At 44.8% G+C, this 18731-nt stretch carries 9 protein-coding genes; all 9 read right to left on the minus strand.

What is annotated here, in order from left to right; translation table 11 throughout:
• Positions 1–32: 32 nt before the first annotated feature.
• Positions 33–1181 (minus strand): alpha/beta hydrolase family protein, encoded by a 1149-nt coding sequence (locus AC1RNB_RS07210; RefSeq protein WP_493081972.1) that lies wholly within the window; start codon positions 1179–1181, stop codon positions 33–35.
• 158 nt (positions 1182–1339) lie between these two features.
• Positions 1340–6268, minus strand: coding sequence for a glycoside hydrolase family 44 protein (locus AC1RNB_RS07215; RefSeq protein ID WP_493081974.1), 4929 nt, complete (start codon positions 6266–6268; stop codon positions 1340–1342).
• 243 nt (positions 6269–6511) lie between these two features.
• Complete coding sequence (locus AC1RNB_RS07220; protein ID WP_493081976.1) at positions 6512–7510, minus strand: SGNH/GDSL hydrolase family protein; 999 nt, start codon at positions 7508–7510, stop codon at positions 6512–6514.
• A 12-nt stretch (positions 7511–7522) separates the two neighbouring features.
• The gene (locus AC1RNB_RS07225; protein WP_493081977.1) at positions 7523–8929 is read right to left on the minus strand and encodes an MBOAT family O-acyltransferase; all 1407 of its coding nucleotides are present in this window, start codon (positions 8927–8929) and stop codon (positions 7523–7525) included.
• A gap of 159 nt (positions 8930–9088) precedes the next feature.
• A complete protein-coding gene (locus AC1RNB_RS07230; protein ID WP_493081979.1) occupies positions 9089–10519 on the minus strand; it encodes a TolC family protein in 1431 nt (476 codons plus the stop codon).
• Positions 10520–10524: 5 nt separating this feature from the next.
• On the minus strand, positions 10525–13683 hold the full coding sequence (locus AC1RNB_RS07235; RefSeq protein WP_493081980.1) for an efflux RND transporter permease subunit: 3159 nt from the start codon (positions 13681–13683) through the stop codon (positions 10525–10527).
• A gap of 8 nt (positions 13684–13691) precedes the next feature.
• Positions 13692–14822, minus strand: a complete 1131-nt coding sequence (locus AC1RNB_RS07240) for an efflux RND transporter periplasmic adaptor subunit (RefSeq protein ID WP_493081981.1) — start codon at positions 14820–14822, stop codon at positions 13692–13694.
• 74 nt (positions 14823–14896) lie between these two features.
• Positions 14897–15214: a hypothetical protein gene (locus tag AC1RNB_RS07245; RefSeq protein ID WP_493081982.1), complete on the minus strand. Its 318-nt coding sequence runs from the start codon at positions 15212–15214 to the stop codon at positions 14897–14899.
• A 128-nt stretch (positions 15215–15342) separates the two neighbouring features.
• Positions 15343–18276 carry a PAS domain S-box protein gene (locus tag AC1RNB_RS07250; RefSeq protein ID WP_493081984.1) on the minus strand — a complete coding sequence of 978 codons (2934 nt, stop codon included), beginning with the start codon at positions 18274–18276 and terminating at the stop codon, positions 15343–15345.
• Positions 18277–18731 lie beyond the last annotated feature (455 nt).

Below are 18731 nucleotides of genomic sequence, written 5' to 3' on the forward strand. Positions count from 1 at the left end.
AGAAAGGCTTTCTCTGCGAGAAAGCCTTTCTTTTATTGCAGCGTTATCAATCTCCATTCAGCATGCTGCTGGCTTAGCTGGTTCCAATCTGCTTTTTCGCCCCGTAATGTTTCATTAAAAAAGGCAAGCGTAGTAGCTGTAATCAGCCGGAGACATTTTTCGCCATTGATGGGGCCCAGTCTTATTTTCCGGATATTTTCCGGAATCCAATTTTCGGGCAGCAAAGCATAATCCTGGAAATTGGAATGATACATCCCCTGGATAGAAATATACAGGCCACTGGTTGAAAGACCGGCCGTTTTGGCCATCTGTTTGTAACGCCAGCCTACCCTACTGTCTGTTTGTAAATCATCGAAGGATTTATCTTTCATTTCGGCTGGCAGCTGGTTCAGGAAAAGAACGGCGCCCTTGGGTGCCGCTTTGTTACTGGCCTCCATCAAATCGCCATCAAAATTCACAGAAGCGGCAAAACCGGTACCAAATGAAGCGGCCAGTAAAGCGGCTGCGCCACCCATCGAATGCCCTGCCATGGCTGTTTTATCAGGATCTACCCGATCCAGCACCGGATGCAATTTGCCTTGTTGCTGCATGATCTCTTTTAACACAAAAGTCAGATCCTGCGTTAGCAGGTAATACTTATCGCCCGCATAATCTCCGTTTACAAAAGAGCCATCTTCTGCCTGTAATAGAGGAGCCACCGGATAAGAATTCACAGCTGCCACCACATAACCCGCACTGGCCAGTTCCTGCAGCACAAAACTATATTCAAGTGTTGACCAGCCCATTCCATGCGAAAACAGGATCAATGGAAATTTCTGTTTGAGGGAGATAGCAGGAGCATCGTTTGTAAAAAAAGCCCTTCCGTTTACGATGGCTGTTGCAGCAATAGCTCCCAGTTTTCTTGTTAGCACCGGCAGGTACTCTTTTCTCCACTCATCCGTAGGAACAATCAGATTCTCAAAGTTTGTTTGGGCAGTGGGATAATAGATAAATACAGGAACTTCTCTTTTACTCCTCGATGCATCGCGCAGGTACACCAATGAACGACCCACGCCATATTTACCGGAGGGGGCTGGTAATACGAACGAACCAGTTACGGTATCAGCGATTGGTTTTGCCAATATGGTTTGGCAAGTGCATCCCAGTATTAAAATAAAAAACAGGCAAGATCCTTTTTTCATATGGATTTGTTTAGCATGCATCCTCGTAATCGAACGCAGAATCAATATAGATATACCCGATTCATTCAAAAAACAAATTGTGACAGGTGGCAAAATGAACAAAGGGGTTATGTTAGAACCCCTTTGTTTGTATTATCGATTATGGTATACCTCATCGCTTATTCTACAATTACCTGGCGCGATAACTGCTGTGTGCCCTGCAGAATAACCGCATACATACCTGGTTTAATGTTCTGCATGGGAATGTACACTTCGCCGGTTTTAGCCGATAGGTTTTTACTGAATAATACTACCCCGAAATGATCTTTCAGCACCAGCTTCTGCATGGTTTTACCGGTAAAAGTATACTTCACTTTTAACTGGCCGCCTGTTTTAACCGGGTTTGGATAAATGACCAGCAGATCTTCCGTTACGGTTTCTGCATAGCTGCTCAGATCAACAGCGAAAGTAGTGGTGCACTGGGTTACGAGGTCTGTTACCAGTACCGAATATTTACCAGGTACTACTTTCCACAGGTTCTGCGTGGTAGATCCTTCGGACCATGCATAGGTATAGATCCCACTTCCACCTTTCACGGTAAGGTTAATATTCTCACGGTTGCAAACAGCGGTTACGATGGGTGCTGTTGCCGAACCTTCTACACTGATCTTTTTGGTGATTTTAAAATTATTACCCGCTTCTGCCTTGATGGTATAGGTAGAAGGTTTTAAACCGGTAAATACCGGGTTAGTGATACCCGCCGGATTGGGTTGGTTATTGATGTAATAGCGGTAATTACCCGTTGCTCCTTTTACACTGGTTACGGTAATGGTTCCATCGGGTGTGCAATGCGCATCGGTAGCCGCCAATTCCATACCAGGTATTAATATGGTAAAAGTGGCACTGGCCGTACATTGTGTAGCCGCATCGGTTACCAGTACGGTATACTTACCATCGGGTACTTTTTTCAGATCCTGGGTAGTAGATCCTTCAGACCATTGGTAAATATAAATACCGCTTCCGTTTCTTACCGTGATATCGATATTGTCATATTTCACATTTCCGATAAGCTGTAAGGTCTTGCCAATGCCTGCCACCGTTACTTTTTTACTCCAGCTAAAACCGCCATCGCCTTCTACACGGATAGTATAGGTACCCGGTTTCAGGTTGGTAAATGCGGCACTGTCTATGCCCGCAGGATTGGCTTTGCCGTTAATATAAAAGCGATGGTTGCCCGCAGAGCCGGTGATGCTGTGTACAAGTATTTTTCCGTTAGGTCCACAGGCTGCATCTGTTACCGACACCTCGGCACCGGGTTTGGTAGCTGCACCCGCAACCGTAGCAACGAACACAGCCGTACAACCCGTTTGCTGATCAGTAACGGTTACAGTGTATGTACCTGCTGCCAGTCCTGAGAGATCTTCTGATACCGCATTGTTTGACCAGCGATAGCTGTACTGACCGCTTCCGCCCGCTACTGTGATATCGATAGCAGTGGCCGTGCTGGTTCCGGCTACAGTAATTCCCTGTGCAGAACCACCTACCGTGATATTTTCTACGTATACAAAATTTTGTGGCCCTTCAATCCTGATCTCATACGTGCCAGCTGCTAATGCCGAAAACTTCGGTTGGTTAATACCGGCCGGATTGGGCTGGCCGTTAATAAAGAAAGTATAATTGATCAGTGATCCGTTTACACCAGCGACCGTAATACTTCCATCAGCACCACATTTGGCATTAGTAGTATCGAATGTTACTTCTGCTACATTACTTCCGCCTGCAATGATATCATCGATTACAATATCAACACCCTGTTGGGGCAGTTGCACAGCCAATACACCCAGGCGGGCCATCTGCTGTCTGTCTACTTCACTGTTACCCCAGATTTTTTCCATTGGGATCCGGATCAGCTGGTAATCGCCGGTAAACGAACTAACATATCCTTCTGCTTTCAGTTTAACACCACTGGAAAAACGGCCGAAGCGGTCTTTCATAAATACATCCAGATCAAAATTGGGCGTAGGTTGATTTACTTTCAGGTAAAACTTCACATATCCTTTCCGACTGAGATCTTTCAGTTGCGTATCCGATGTGCCTTCGTTCCAATCCCAATGCGCAGAAGCAAATCCGTTGTCTGCCATATCAAGATGTATTTTCATACTAAGTGGTGCTGTTTTACCTCCAGTAGAATCAATTTTAATAGTAGTAGCGGTATTTACTGTAATGCCACTACCAGTATTCACACTATCGCCATCCCATAACACCAGGTCAGAAGCTTTTTCGTATACCTGGAAGCTAACGGCTTTATCTGTTGCATTTTCATGCTGGTCGGTTGCCGAAATACGCAGCAGTTTTTTACCATACAATACCGTAGCAGGAATGGTACCGGTAAATGTATACAGGCCATTTACTAACTGCATCGGCTGGTTATTAGGTCCATTGATGGCAGAAAGATCTACCGTAACCGTTTGCAGGTTATTATCCGGATCGGTTACTTTGGCCGATACGGTATAGGTTGTTTTACCATCCGCATAACCTGAAGCGGGTGTAACCGTTGCTTCCGAAATTACCGGCTGGTAAACAGGATGTGAATAAGGTACTACCCGGATATCATCTACCCAAACATCAAATCCGGTTGCGGCTGTATTGGAGTGAAAGTTAAACTGCCAGATCTCGTTCAACGATACATTGGAACCGGTTGTAAATACCGATAAAGGAATTCTTACTTTGGTAAAAGCATCTTTGCTGAATGAAGCGATATAGCCGTTCTGTTTCAGGTAAATGCCCGCAGAAGTGGCCAGCTGTGCTGTTGCATCTCTCATACTCACTTCAATATCTGAACCGGCAGGTGCGTTGGAGCGGATATAAAATTCCAGTGCTCCATAATCGCTGATATCAACCGCATCGGCCGGGTTATCTGCATTAGATAAACGCCAGGTCATTACATTGTACAGATTGGGATCATGTTTAAAATGCATATACAGACTACCCGGAGCCGTGTTACCACCCGTACTCTCGCGCTGCACTTTGATCTGCGGAATATTGGAATCTTTGCCATCGTAAAAAGCCTGGCCAACCCCCCTGGTAATGGAATCTCCATCCCAGATCAGCGAAGAACTTGTTTTTTTGATAACACGATAGGTTACCGTTGCTTCTGCCGTTAAGCTGGTAGCATCGGTAGCTACTATCTTGATAAATTTCAGTCCCGAAGCAGTACCCACCGGCACCGGATATGACAAGGTATATAAAGTAGTATCGGTAGCACTTTGCGCGAGTGCCGCTGTTGCACTGCCTCCTACTCCACTCAGGTCGGCCGTAACTTTTGCCAGGTTATGATTACCATCGGACACTTTTGCTGTAAGTACCAAAGAAGCCGTACCATCAGAATAACCTGCGGCCGGTTCTGCTTTAGCTTCATCAATATCAGGGTAAACAGAGAGGTCTTCTTCTGTTAATAGAAAATGGCAAACGGTTAATGCCGGGATCGTGTACTCGAATGTGTTGTTATTGATAACACGGATATTCTTTAACTGCCGCAGGGTTTCGGTACTGTTATCGAAAGCCCATACCCTTGCGCTTTTATATTGTTTGCTGCCCTGAACCGTAATAGTTGCTACCAGGGATTCGTCCTGGCTTTTGTTCATGGCAATGGTATGCAGTTTGCTTTCATCACTATCCGTAATGGAAGCATATACAGAGCTGTTTACAATATCATTGGTTTCAGAGGCAACCGATACATTACCAAAACTGCCTCCTTTGCCATCGTAGTTGCGGTAAATATCAAAACCTGATTTAACAAAACCGCTGATCGCTCCCCAATAGGTAGCCATATATAATCCCTGTTTGCCGAAAATGCCCAATGCATCGGCCTGCGCAATACCGCCCGACACATGGCCTGCTCCCATATAACTGTATTCGGTGATAGCGAATTTGGTTCCGGGATAGTAGGTATTGATATGTTGATTGATTTTGGGAATAAAGGGCAGGAACTGCTGCACTTTATACGGATCTGCGCCGATCCAGGTATTTTCGATATAGGTAGAATCCCATAACGATCTTGGCATGGCCATTCTTACTGCGTTGGTGGCATAGTCGGTATTATCGCTGAAAGGGGCAATGCCATCGTTATTGGTTTGCGGATACCAGTGCAGATCGAGTACATCCAGTAAACGTTTGTTCAGATATTCGCCCCTTTGTTTCATACGGGCCAGGTAGAGATCTATAAAAGTGCTGTAAGGACCTTTCTCCACATCCCAATCCGGCGCAAACTGCAGGTTCTCAAATTCAGATACACCCCAGGAAGCGGGGCCATAGATCTCTGCGGTAGGATCTTTTTCTTTCACCATTTCTGCCACCTGGAATGACTGATCCATCAGATACTTCACAGATACATTAGTGTGTCCAAACATACGGCTATGTGTATCAAACCACAATCCGGGTTCATTATCCAGCGAATAGGCCTTTACACCGGTGGCCGTATTACTTTTCCCGAAATGATGAAGCATAAAGTTTACTTCTTCTTCAGTATACACGGTACCATCTGTCAGATCCGGTTTCAGTTGCAGGGGCAGTTTATCTGCCGGTTTGCGGTGAAGCACTTTTGCCCAGCGGGCCGATGGTGCCGCTTCTGTTTCAGGAACCGCGCCGAACTTATCCCCTGCTACATATTTAGCCATGGGCAGGGTAAGCAGGGAATAGGCATTTTGTGATAAAGCCCGGTTCTGAAAATAACGCAGCGATGATCCTGTAGAATCATATTCATTTTCAGGCACCCGCTGCGTCCAGGGAACATAATTATCACTGGAATGAATCCAGTCGCGCCCTGCATTGGAGGCATTACTCTCCCAGTTATAACTCGATAAGCGGTTACCGCCCAAACGCAGAGAGCCCGCCCGATCGTAGGGATCGTTGGTACCATAAATCAGCGGACTGATTGCCTTGCGTGCCTGCTGGGTATTAATAGAAAAACGGACCTGCTTCTGTGCAGAACCCGCTACTGTAAGGAAACAGCAAAAGAGAAACCAGAAAGTCTTTGACCTGACAGCCCTTATCCATTCTTTACTTTTCCTGTGCCTGTTCTGTTTACCTGTGTACATCTTTACTTCCATAGTTGCTTACTTTACAAAATAAAACTGCCGTAAAGCGATGGTTATCACATAGCAATAACCATCGGCTTACCAGCAGTCGAATGTTTTATTCATACAAAGTAAAGCCTACAGAAAAAAGTTCTTCCGGAATATATACTGAAACATTTAATATGTTAACTCAGGCAGGATAATCAGCAGTTGAAATTCTTTTTTGCAGAAAAGTATCTGTAAAAGCAAAACGCGGTTTGTGTTCTACGCAGCAACTTATTTCTTTTCGCCGAAAAGCTGCTGATAAAGAGCGATTTCGGTGGAAGTAGGTGTAAAGGTTTTTTTAGACCTTGCCATACGGTTACGCTGGGTAAAATAAAAGTCGCCGATATCGTTGGGGTTGGTTACCAATATAATCAGATCCGGTTCGCTGTATTTTGCTTTTTCTGCAAGTAGTCCTGTACAGTCATCCAGCGTATATCCAATCACGCCGGCATTCATGATCTCAGTATCAGGGAACTGTTGCTGCAGCAGACTGGTGAAGATCTGATCATTATCCAGGAAAGGAGAATATACCTGCGAATCGCCCAGCAATAACACACGTTGTTTGGTTTTCGGAAAAACAAGTGCTGTTTTCATTCTTAATCCCTGGCTATTGGTAACGAGCTGGTAAGGAATATTTTTACCGCCATCCAACGCTACATCCTGGTTGGGATCCAGATCGCCGAAGGTAGCGCGTCTTTCTGCATCGGTAAAAGTTTTGGTAGACCTGACACCTTTAGCCGCAGCAATAACCGGCTGGTACAAAGCCGCTACAATTTTAGAACCCTCTGCAGACCAGTGACCATCCAATGGCATCTGTGTAATCTGTTTAGCCGTATACCCGGCCAGCGGTGTAGTAAGATCGTAGGCTTCCAATCCAAGCCCGGCAGCCGTTTCCATAATAAAAGGAATTCCCTCGCGGGTACTTTTGGTAACAGATTCGCCAATCTCAGGAGAAAGTATGGTAACAATGAGTTTGGCACCAATGGCTTCTGCTTCCTTTTTCAGGGCGTTTAACTGGTCTGCATAACGTTGCTTACAGAGGTCATACACAGCCTTACCAGTATCACCTGCCTGCAGTATGGCCGATGCATCGGGTACCTGGCTATAGGTTTTCAACAGTTCTTCTCTTTCCTGATTAACATCAGCTGAAACAGTCGTTTCTGTTTTTTTCTCTTCACAGCCAGCATGCAGTAAACTGAAAAAAGATACTGCCAATAATAATTTTCTCATAGCTGTAAAAGATTAAAACCGAAAATAATAATACTCCTGTAAAGATAAAGATTTGTGATATAGCACTACCAGTAATAAAACCAATACATACGCAGCATATCGGATCCATACCGGTGCCTTCAGATCCAGCGCATGATTACGGGAACGCTGTATCCATTCCAGCACAACCAATAATACACACCAGTGTAAATGATTAAAAAGGAAAGCCGGCGGCATGCTAAAGCTATGGTTGGTAGCAAGACTTTTGGCATAACTCCATGCCTGTGCTAAAGTGGACGACTTGAACAGGATACGACTGAACGTGATCAGGTGAAAAGTGAGCAGGATATTCAGGAACACAAATGTGGTTGGCAGCCACCTGCCCGGATTAGGTGGTTCTTTGTAACGGACCAGTCGCCCGGTAAAATAATAGGGCAGAAAATAGAGTCCGTTCAGCAGGCCCCATAATACAAAAGTCCAGTTGGCGCCATGCCATAATCCACTAAAGAGAAAAATAAAAAGTAATACAGCCGTATAACGCAACCGATTACTGGTTCTTCCGCCAAGGGGCAGGTACAAATAATCGGTAAGCCATTTATTGAGAGAAGTATGCCAGCGCCGCCAGAATTCTGCCGGGTTACGGCTAAGCAATGGGTATTTGAAATTGGCAAACAGATCAATACCAAATAAGGAAGCCACACCGCGGGCTATTTCTGAATAAGCTGAGAAATCTGCATAGATCTGAAAACTGAACAATACAATACCCAGGTATAAAGAGAAACTGTTCAGCGAATCGGTATGGGCAAAACAATAATTCACCGGTATGCTGATATTGTCGGCTATCACCATTTTCTTAAACAAGCCCCAAACAATTTGTTGTACGGCTGGTTCCAGCCGGGTTAGTTCGAATACACGTTTTTGCCTGAACTGCGGCAGCACAACAGTAGCTGCCGGAATAGGGCCTGCCAACAGATGCGGGAAGAAACTGATATAAGCACCATAGGTAACAGGATTCGTTTCTGCAGTGATATGTTTTCTATAAACATCCGTGATATAACCGATGGAACTGAAAGTATAAAAGCTCAGTCCCACGGGTACCAGCAGTTTTAGTAAACCAATATCTGCACCTAATGAATTAATAGTACTGATCCCGAAATTGGCGTATTTGAGAATAATGATACAGGACGATAAAAGCACTATCCCTGCCACCAACCATGTTTTACGGTACAGTGTTGCCTGGGAGATAGCCAGCCCCACCAGAAATCCGACCGCGGTGAGTGCCAATAAATACACAGGAAACAGCACGTGTAAACGGCTGTAGAAATAATAGCTGCCTGCCAGTAAAAGCAGGTTCTGTATCGCCGTTTTTTGATAGAACAGCCAATACAATACAAGTATGCCCAGCGCAAAATAGCCGAATTCCCATGTGTTAAACTGCATAGCCGGAAGTTTACCTGTAGAGATTTACCAAATATAGCAGAATACGTCCGTTATCTTAGTGATAGAATCATGTATCCCGGAACACATAAAAATCTATTCAAAAAAAGAACCCGGCTATTCGTTGCCGGGTTCCTACAATCATTCATTGTTTATAAGGCATTACTGCCAGCCACCACCCAATGTTTTATAAAGATTCACAGTGGTTTGAAACTGTTTCTTTTTGGTTTCTACCAGTTCCAGTTTTGCCTGTAATGCGTTCTGCTGTGTTAACAGCACTTCCAGGTAAGTGGCACGTCCTGCTTTAAAAAGTAATTCAGCAATATCAATGGATTGAGATAAAGAAGCTACTTCTTTGTTCTTCAGTTCAAATACCTGTTCCAGGTTTTTTACCCGCAGCATTTCATTATACACTTCCACATATCCCGTAAGGATGGTTTTCTGGTATTGATAATAGGCTTCTAATTGTCCGGCATTGGCTTTCTGAAAATTAGCTTTCAATGCGGTGCGGTTAATAAGGGGTGCGGTTAGTCCGCCGAGCAAACCATACGCCATTGATTCGGGTGTGCGCAATAACAGATCGGGTTTAAAAGCCTGAAAACCGAATGAGCCATTGATGGCTACTGAAGGATAAAAAGCCGCACGGGCAGCCTGTAATTCTGCATTGGTGGCCAGTACATTCCATTCGGCCTGGCGTATATCGGGCCGGTTCTGCAACAGTGCAGCTGGTACACCGGTACTGATCATGCCCGGGAATCTGGCTTCAAAAAACTGTTGTTCCCTTTTGATTTCTCCCGGTAATGTGCCGGTAAGGATATGTAGGGCATTTTCTACCTGCCGCGTTTGTTGCTGCAGATCAACCCTGAACCCGCGCAGGTTTAATAAGCGCGACTCAAACTGTTTTACCGCCAGCTCATTGGATGCCGCAAATTCTTTCTGCGCTTTTACCAGCTCATAGGCTTTTTCCTGCAGCAGAATGGTTTCATCAATGATTTTGATGGTATGATCTATGGCCAGCAATTCATAGTAACTGGCAGCAATGGCCGAAACGATCTGCGTAGTAAGCAGGTTCTTTCCTTCTACGCTGGCCATATAACGGGCCACTGCCGCTTTTTTCCTGTTTTTCAGTTTACCCCATACATCTATTTCCCAACTGGTTTGTATGCCCATAAAATAATCGGGCAGATTGATGGGAATAAGTTTACCGGGTGTTATCTCCGTCACAATATTACCCGCGCCATCCATGGTGTACAGACCAAATTTTTTCAGGCTGCCGGCTACACTGGCACCCACCGTGGGTAATAACAAACCTTTCTGTAGCAACACTTCTGCCTGCGCGGATTGTAAACGTTGCAAAGCTGCCTGCAGATCCTGGTTATAGGTAAGCCCTTTATTTACCAGGTTTATCAGGTTGGTATCGGTGAAAAAATTCTTCCATGAATGCAGAACGGTTACTCCTGTATCTGCAGACCCCGGATAGGTAGCTGGTAAAGTGATGTCTGCTTTCTTCGTTATAACAGCGGGTGTGCTGCAGGCTCCCAGGAATAATCCTGTTACCAGTAACATGATGGTACCCAGATGATTTCTTTTCATATTGATTAGATTGTCTCAGTAAATGGTTTTTCTTCCTTCCCTTTTGTTTTCTTCATGGCATCTGTCACTTTCGAAAAAATCACATAGATCCCCGGGATCACGATCACCCCGAACAGGGTTCCGAACAGCATACCGCCCGCTGCTGCGGTACCAATGGTTTTGTTACCGATGGCACCTGCACCACTGGCAAAGATCAACGGGATCAGGCCCGCAATAAAGGCGAAGGATGTCATGAGAATCGGGCGCAGCCTCGATGCCGCTCCCTCGATGGCTGCCTGCAAAGGCGTTTTACCTTCCCTGTGTTTCAGCGAAGCAAACTCTACAATCAGGATGGCATTTTTACCCAACAGACCAATCAACATAATCATGGCCACCTGCGCATAAATATTGTTTTCCAAACCAAGTGCCCACAGCATAAAGAAGGCACCGAATACCCCCGTTGGTAATGACAGGATCACCGGCATGGGCAACAGGAAACTTTCGTATTGTGCTGATAACAGTAAGTACACAAACAGCAGACTCACCACAAAAATCAATATGGCTTCACTACCGGTATTGGCCTGATCGCGCGAGGAGCCTGCCCAGTCGTAACCAAAACCTGCCGGCAGTTTGTCCTTGGCTACTTCGCGGATGGCGGCAATGGCCTGGCCGCTGCTGAATCCCGGATTGGGTTCTCCGTTTACCATAGCAGAAGGATACATATTGTAACGGGTTACCTGTTCCGGACCATATACTTTTTCTATTTTAAGAAAAGCAGCTACGGGCACCATTTCGCCCATTTTGTTTTTTACAAACAAACGCATCAGGTCTTCGGGTCTTGAGCGGAACTCGGGCGATGACTGGATCATTACCCGGTACAGCTGACCAAAGCGGATGAAATTGGTGGCATACTCGCTACCGATAAATGCCTGAAGTGTGTTTAGTACATCTGCAAGGATCACGCCTTTCTGTGCAGCTTTGATATTATCAATACTTACGAGGTACTGCGGAAAACTGGCATCAAAAGTGGTAAAGGCATTTCCGATAGCCGGGTGTTTTTTCAACTCACGCACAAAATCGTTGGCAACAGACTCCAGTTTTTTCAGGTCACCTCTACCGGTTTTATCCAATAACCGCAATTCAAACCCACTCGAATTACCATAACCCGGCACCGGTGGCGGTGTAAAGAATTCGATCCGGGCATCTTTGATATGGCGGGTTTTGTCTTTCAGTAATTCAATCACTTCTTTGTCTGTCCGCTCGCGCTCATCCCATTTTTTCAAACCGATCAGGTTCATTCCAAATGTGGCACCCACGCCCTCAGACAATACACTATAACCGGCCAGGGTAGATACGGATGCCACATCGGGTAATTCCTGTGCGGCTTTCTGAATGGCATCTACTACTTTTTCGGTACGCTCCAGGGTAGCGCCGGATGGTGCGGTAACATTGGCATAAATGGTAGCCTGGTCTTCGTTAGGAATAAAGCCACCGGGTAATACACTTCCTACCAATCCGGTAAATCCGCAAAACAGCAGAATGATGAGCCAGGTAACTACGCGGCGGTTGGCAATCGCTTCGATCAGTTTTTTATATTTATCGGCAACACCATTATATTTTTTATTAAATCCATCAAAGAAAAACTGAAACAGGCTCTTCTTTGCATGAGTACCATCATGGTGTTTGTTCTTGAGCATGGTGGCACAGAGTGCGGGCGTTAAAGTTAAAGCCACCACACCCGATAACACAATCGATACCGCCATGGTTAAAGAGAACTGGCGGTAGAACACGCCTGTAGGACCTTCGAGAAACGCCACCGGCAGAAACACCGCCGACATCACCAATGTAATGGCAATAATGGCACCGCTGATTTCCTTCATAGCTTTTTCGGTGGCTTTTCGCGGACCCAGATTGGTTTCTTCCATGATGGAGTGTACCGCTTCTATCACTACAATGGCATTATCGACCACGATCCCGATTGATAATACCAATGCAAACAGGGTGATCATATTGATCGAAAAACCAAACAGCTGCATGAAAAAGAAAGTACCCACCAGCGATACCGGCACCGCAATAGCAGGGATCAGGGTGGAACGGAAATCCTGCAGAAACACAAATACCACCAATGCCACCAGCAGGAAGGCCTCGATCAGGGTTTTAATTACTTCGTGAATAGAGGCATCGAGGAAAGCAGATACATCGTAACTGATTGTATACTTCATACCGGAAGGAAAACCGGCAGACAGTTCCTCCATCCGGCTTTTGATATTGGCAATTACCTGACTGGCATTACTGCCCGGCCTTTGTTTGAGCAGGATGGCCGCAGAAGGTTTTCCATTCTCTTTCGAGATCACATCATATTCCTGTGAACCAAATTCTACCTGGGCCACATCTTTCAGCGTAATGATCTCACCATCTACCGTACTCTTCAGGATAATATTTTCATATTGTTCTTCTGTGTTAAACTTACCCGTGTACTTTAATACATACTGCAACGCTTCCGGCCTTTTGCCCGAGCTTTCGCCTATTTTACCGGGTGCCGCTTCTACGTTCTGCTCTTTCAATGCTTTGATCACATCATCGGTAGAAATATTGTACGTGGTCATTTTGTCGGGATTCATCCAGATCCGCATCGAGTATTCGCGGGATCCCATGATATCGGCAAAACCAACTCCTTCAATTCTTTTTAACTCGGGTAATAAATTAATGTCTGTATAGTTGTAGAGAAATTTTTCATCCACGGTACTGTCTTCACTGAGAATGTTCAGGTACAGCAGCATACTGTTCTGCACTTTTTCTACAATCACACCTGCTTTGATCACTTCTTCCGGTAATTCATCCACCACAGAAGATACCCGGTTCTGTACATTCACCGAAGCCACTTCAGGGTCTACCCCGGATTTAAAAATGATGGAGATCACACTGGATCCGTCGTTACCGGAAACAGACGACATATAAGACATACCCGGCACGCCGTTAATGGCGCGCTCCAGTGGCGTTACTACGGCTTTCACACAGGTTTCTGCGTTAGCTCCGGTGTACTTGGTGGTTACGGTTACTTCGGGTGGCGCAATATCCGGGAACTGGGTTACCGGCAGTTGCGAGAGTGAGATCAGTCCGAGAAAAGTGATCAACAACGAAATAACAATGGATAAGATCGGTCGGCGTATAAAATTAGCTGTCATGGGATGGATTAATTGGTAGGTAAAAGTTGTGGAAGCAGGCTGCGCAGATCAACAGGCTTGGCGTTGATACTGTCTCCCTCTTTCACCAATTGCACGCCTTCATAGATTACTTTGTCGCCGGTAGTTAGTCCAGCCCCCACCACATACAGGTGTGGTAATCTCCACAGTATTTCTACCGGTCTTGTTCTAACCTTATTTTTACTGTCAACCACAAAAACATTCACCCTGTCCTGCACTTCAAACGTAGATTTCTGCGGAATCACCAATGCATCATTCAATACACCGTTGAGGATGATCTTACCGGTAGCGCCATGTTTGAGCAGGTATTCAGGATTGGCAAACCGTGCACGGATTGCGATATTGCCGGTATTTTTATCAATTTCTGTTTCCGCTGTTTCAATCCTTCCCTTGTATTTGAACGGGGTATTATCTGCCAGCAGCAGCGAAATATTGTTCTGTTTGGTCAGCTCATTTGATTTGGAAAAGCGCAGATACTCTTTCTCCGATACATTGAAATAAGCGAACATTTCCTTGTTATTGGAGAGGGTGGTCAGCAGGGTACCCTCATCTACCAGGCTACCCACTTTATAGGGGATCCGGTTAATCACCCCATCAAAGGGCGCTTTGATCTGCGAGTAGGAAATATGCAGTTCTGCAATAGATACGGCGGCTTTGGCTTCCAGTATTTTTGCTTCGATGGCTTCTTTTTTGGCCTTGGCCATTTCCAGTTCTGTTTCTGAAACCACTTTTTTCTCTACCAGATTACGGCTGTTCTTCAGTTCTACTTCTGCCACTTTTAACTCTGCTACGGCATTTTTCAATTGTGCATTGGCTTTGAGTAATTCTTCTTTCAGCATCATGTTACTGAAGGCAAAAAGTACCTGACCGGCTTTTACGGGTTTACCCTCGTCCACAAAAATCTTTTCAATAAAGCCTTTTACGCGGGCGCGGATCTCAACGTTCTGCATAGAATGGATATCTGCTACGTAAGATTTGTCGTACGATGTGTCTATCACAATGGGATTAAATACCTGGAAACTCTCAGGGGCAGTTTGGCTGGGTTGTTGTTTGGAGGAACAGGCAACAAAGAGCATTCCTATGCAACTAAGAATACTTACATACAGTACACGACTATGCATAACTAGGGGTTTTTTGCCCAAACGGGCCGGTAAAAAATAAACTTAACAGGCAGGGAGAACTGAAGCGAACCGTACTAACACTCGGGTGGTGGTGTGGTTATCGCATAGTTCTGTTGCAAAACTTCTATGAGCAGGTATGGATCCGAAATACCGGGAATCTCTTTACAGAGAGGTTCGGGAACCTGGATACGACAGAGGGGTAATTTGTAATCGTCAGACTGATCCGGCCCATCATCAGCGGATGGAGCGGGAAGATCCTGCTGGTCCTGTTCCTGTGTAAGATCCTGCAGGAGATGAATAACCGGCCTGGCTTTTGTTTGCAGGGCGTAAACAAAAACAGGGGATTGGGTAGACCCTACCAGTATCAGTAAGAATGCGGCTAATTTTCCCATTTGCCCCGCGAAATTATATTAAAAAAGGCTTAAAAAACCGTTTTACAGGAAAGCTGACAACTGTATGACATAGGCTTTTCCGCGCCAGGATTGCATTAGAATGTAGGAGTAACCGGCGATAAAAAAAATTAACGTTTCTCTAAGGGAATCTGGATTTGCAACTTAGTGCCCTGACCGGGCGCAGCTATCAGGTTAAAAGTTCCGTTCATGGCATAGATTCTCTCCCTGATCTCCAGCAGTCCGTAGTGGTTGCCCGAATCTACCGCCGAAGATGAAAATCCGATACCATCATCTTCTATAGACAGATCCAGCATACCGTCCAGCCTGATCAGCGAAACCGTTACATGGCTGGCCCTTGCATGTTGTTTGATATTGGCCAGAGCTTCCTGAATAATCCGGTACAAAGCCAGGCTCTGATTGGGATGAACCGATTCATTTTCTATATTGGACGAAAAACGTACCTGGATACCGCTGGATTTGGTAAAGGAACTGATGAGGTATTCGATAGATGCATGAAGTCCCAGCTCGCTCAGCATAGACGGATTCATCGAACTATAGATGCGCGAGAAAGCATCAATATTACCTGAGATCGCATCCAGTAACCCATCAATTTTTTTTGATACCAGCGTGGGGTCTTCGTCTTTCAGGTGTTTTTTGATCCATGATACATCAATCATCAATGCAGCCAGCCCCTGCCCCAGTTCATCATGCATTTCACTCAGGATTTTATTCTTCTCTACTTCCCGTACAGATTGCAGGTGCCTCGAAAACTCACGCAGTTCCCTGTTCAGCCGTAACAGGTCTTTCTCTGTTTCTTTTACCCTCGATAAATCAAGGGCTGTAGTAGAGATCTGCGTATTTATTCCTGACTGGTCTTTATGTAATACCACTACCTGCATTACCGGGATCTCTTTCCCTGATCTGGACCGGTAAACATTTTCGCCGATCCATTTTCCGGTCTTCTGTAAAGCAACATCCATTTCTTCAAGCACCCTAAACCCGTCATCCCCCCTGAAATCATCGACTATGTATTGGGTAATATCATCTCCGTCTATTTCCAGGATATCACGAATGGCTTTGTTGGCATAAATGAACCTTCTCGACATATCGCAGGTAGCTACAAAGGCATTGGTATTCTCAAATATGTCGAGTAATTGCTGCTGTTCCTGTTCTATCCGTTTGCGTTCGGTTATATTTTCTTTTACGGCTACAAAATGGGTGATCTCTTTTTTTTCATTCAATATCGGTGAGATAACAGCATGCTCCCAATAGGTTTCCCCGTTTTTCTTTTTATTCAGGAACTCACCTTCCCATGTCTGGAAATGAGTAATCGCATACCACATTTTCCCATACTCTTCTCTGCTGGTATGCCCGGTTTTTAACATGTTTGGATTCTGCCCTACCACTTCTTCCATTTCAAAGCCCGTCAGTTTTGTGAAGGCAGGATTTACATATTCAATATTACCATTGATATTGGTGATAACCACAGAGGCAGAGCTCTGCTCAACAGCCCGGGTTACTTTCAGCAATTCATTTTCGGCCGCTATTCTTTTCTGGTTATTCTCAAAAGCCGTAATGGCAAAACTGATATTTTCTGCTACCCGCAATAACAAACGGATCTCATCATCAGTAAAGAAAAAAGCCCGTGGTGCATATAGGGTAACCAGGCTTACCACTTTGTCTCCTGCTTTCACCGGCAACGCAATAGAAGAACGGAAACCTCTTTCCAAAGCGCGCGATGCCCAGGTAGCCATCACCGGATCGTTCATAATATCATTACAGTAATAATATTTACCCGTTCTGTAAGCCCTGCCAGTAGGTCCCTGCCCATAAGCATCGTCGAGGGTAGATACTTTCAGCTCTTTCACGTAATCCTGTTCTTCATTCCACTGATACCGCGCTTCAATCATATGTTTTGACTCATCCGGAATCCCTACCCATCCAAAAATAAAATCACCTTTTTCAACAGCGATCTTACAGATCTCACTGTAGATCGCTTCCGGGGTTTTGGCCCGTAAAATCAGGTCGTTACAGCTTCCGATAAATTCATACAGCCTTCTCGACTTATACGCTGCCTGCTCCGCTTCTTTGATAGCCGTAACATCTTTTACAAAAAAAGTATAATTACTGAAAGAAGGCAGAATGGTAACCCGCAGCCATTTGGCCACAGCGTCGTGATAAAAATCGAAATAAGTGGTCTCGCTTTTAGCGAGATTGTTAACGAGCTCAGACCGTAGCTCTTCATTCATCGGTACATCCAGATCACTGATATAATCAAAAATGCGGGCACCGATAATATCAAATCCATTCAACTTCAGCAACCCATCAATGGCCTTGTTTGCATAAGTAACCACAAAATCACTATTGGTAACCAACAGTCCTTCATTCGACTGTTCAAAAAGCCGGTATCTTTTTAATATCGATTCTTTGGCTCTGAGTTCTACAAAAATCCGCCAGATAATAAAACCCAGGATCAGGAGCGTAATAAAAGTTACCATCCCGAGTAACAAATACTTATCCGTAGACTCACTGTCGTACAGATCATGAATCATCAATAAACGATTATCGCCTGTTTTTGTAATATTATCACACTCCCGGATGATGTTATGACGGAGCGAGTCGTATTTTTTTTCGTTCGGTATATCCTTACGCAGGTTTTTTGCAGCGGTGGTCAGTTGCTCTAAAAGGGAAGTCATGTAAAACTGGCTCTTCTGATAAAGAGAATCCAGCCGGTTTATACTGGTACATCCTTCAGAAGAGCTGCTGCAGATCTGTTTAAGGCTATCAAGATGTGCCATTGCGTTTACCTGTGCCCTCTTAATGTCCTCGAGCCTTTCCGGATCACGCGTGAGCAGGTATTTATTAATAGTAATGTCTATGCTGTTGAGAGAGGCCCTGAATGCATCTACCTGATCTATCAGGTTGATGATGTTTTTTGAACTATTATTGTTGTTATTACTGGCAGACAGGCGATTAAACTCAATCGCATATAAAATGAGCAGGGTAGTGACCAAAAAGCTCGCAAAAAAATATACTAATAACCGAAGGCGATATCTTTTCATACTAATCTATACACGTTTACAACCGCATGCATCTGAAATAGATGATACTATCACAGACAACTGTAATAAAAACAATCAGGTGTAATCGGGGGGGATAACATACCTGTTTTCGTGGATATGGATTAGTATCAGAACGGGTGTTGCATTTGCTAACCGGTGCGCTTGCCTGTTTGATGAGTATGCCTATCAGTTCCTATTCCTGACTTACCATAGTAAGGTATTTTTTCTTTCAACAATGATGAATGATAATTATCATACCCATCTGTAAAAAGAAAGAAAAGTACTTGACTTAGCGCCTATAAATGTAAGATAGTGTATGTTATTATGATACTACAGATTAGTTATTTTACGCCAGACAGATTTTTCAGCCCCGGTTGGGGGAACTATTTCCCTTTCATCCTTTTCCCGTCTTTCCGTTCCATCCTACTGCCTGCTTGAATCCCTTGCTGATCGCG

This window comes from Sediminibacterium sp. GW821-FHT12F12, from assembly GCF_058806635.1.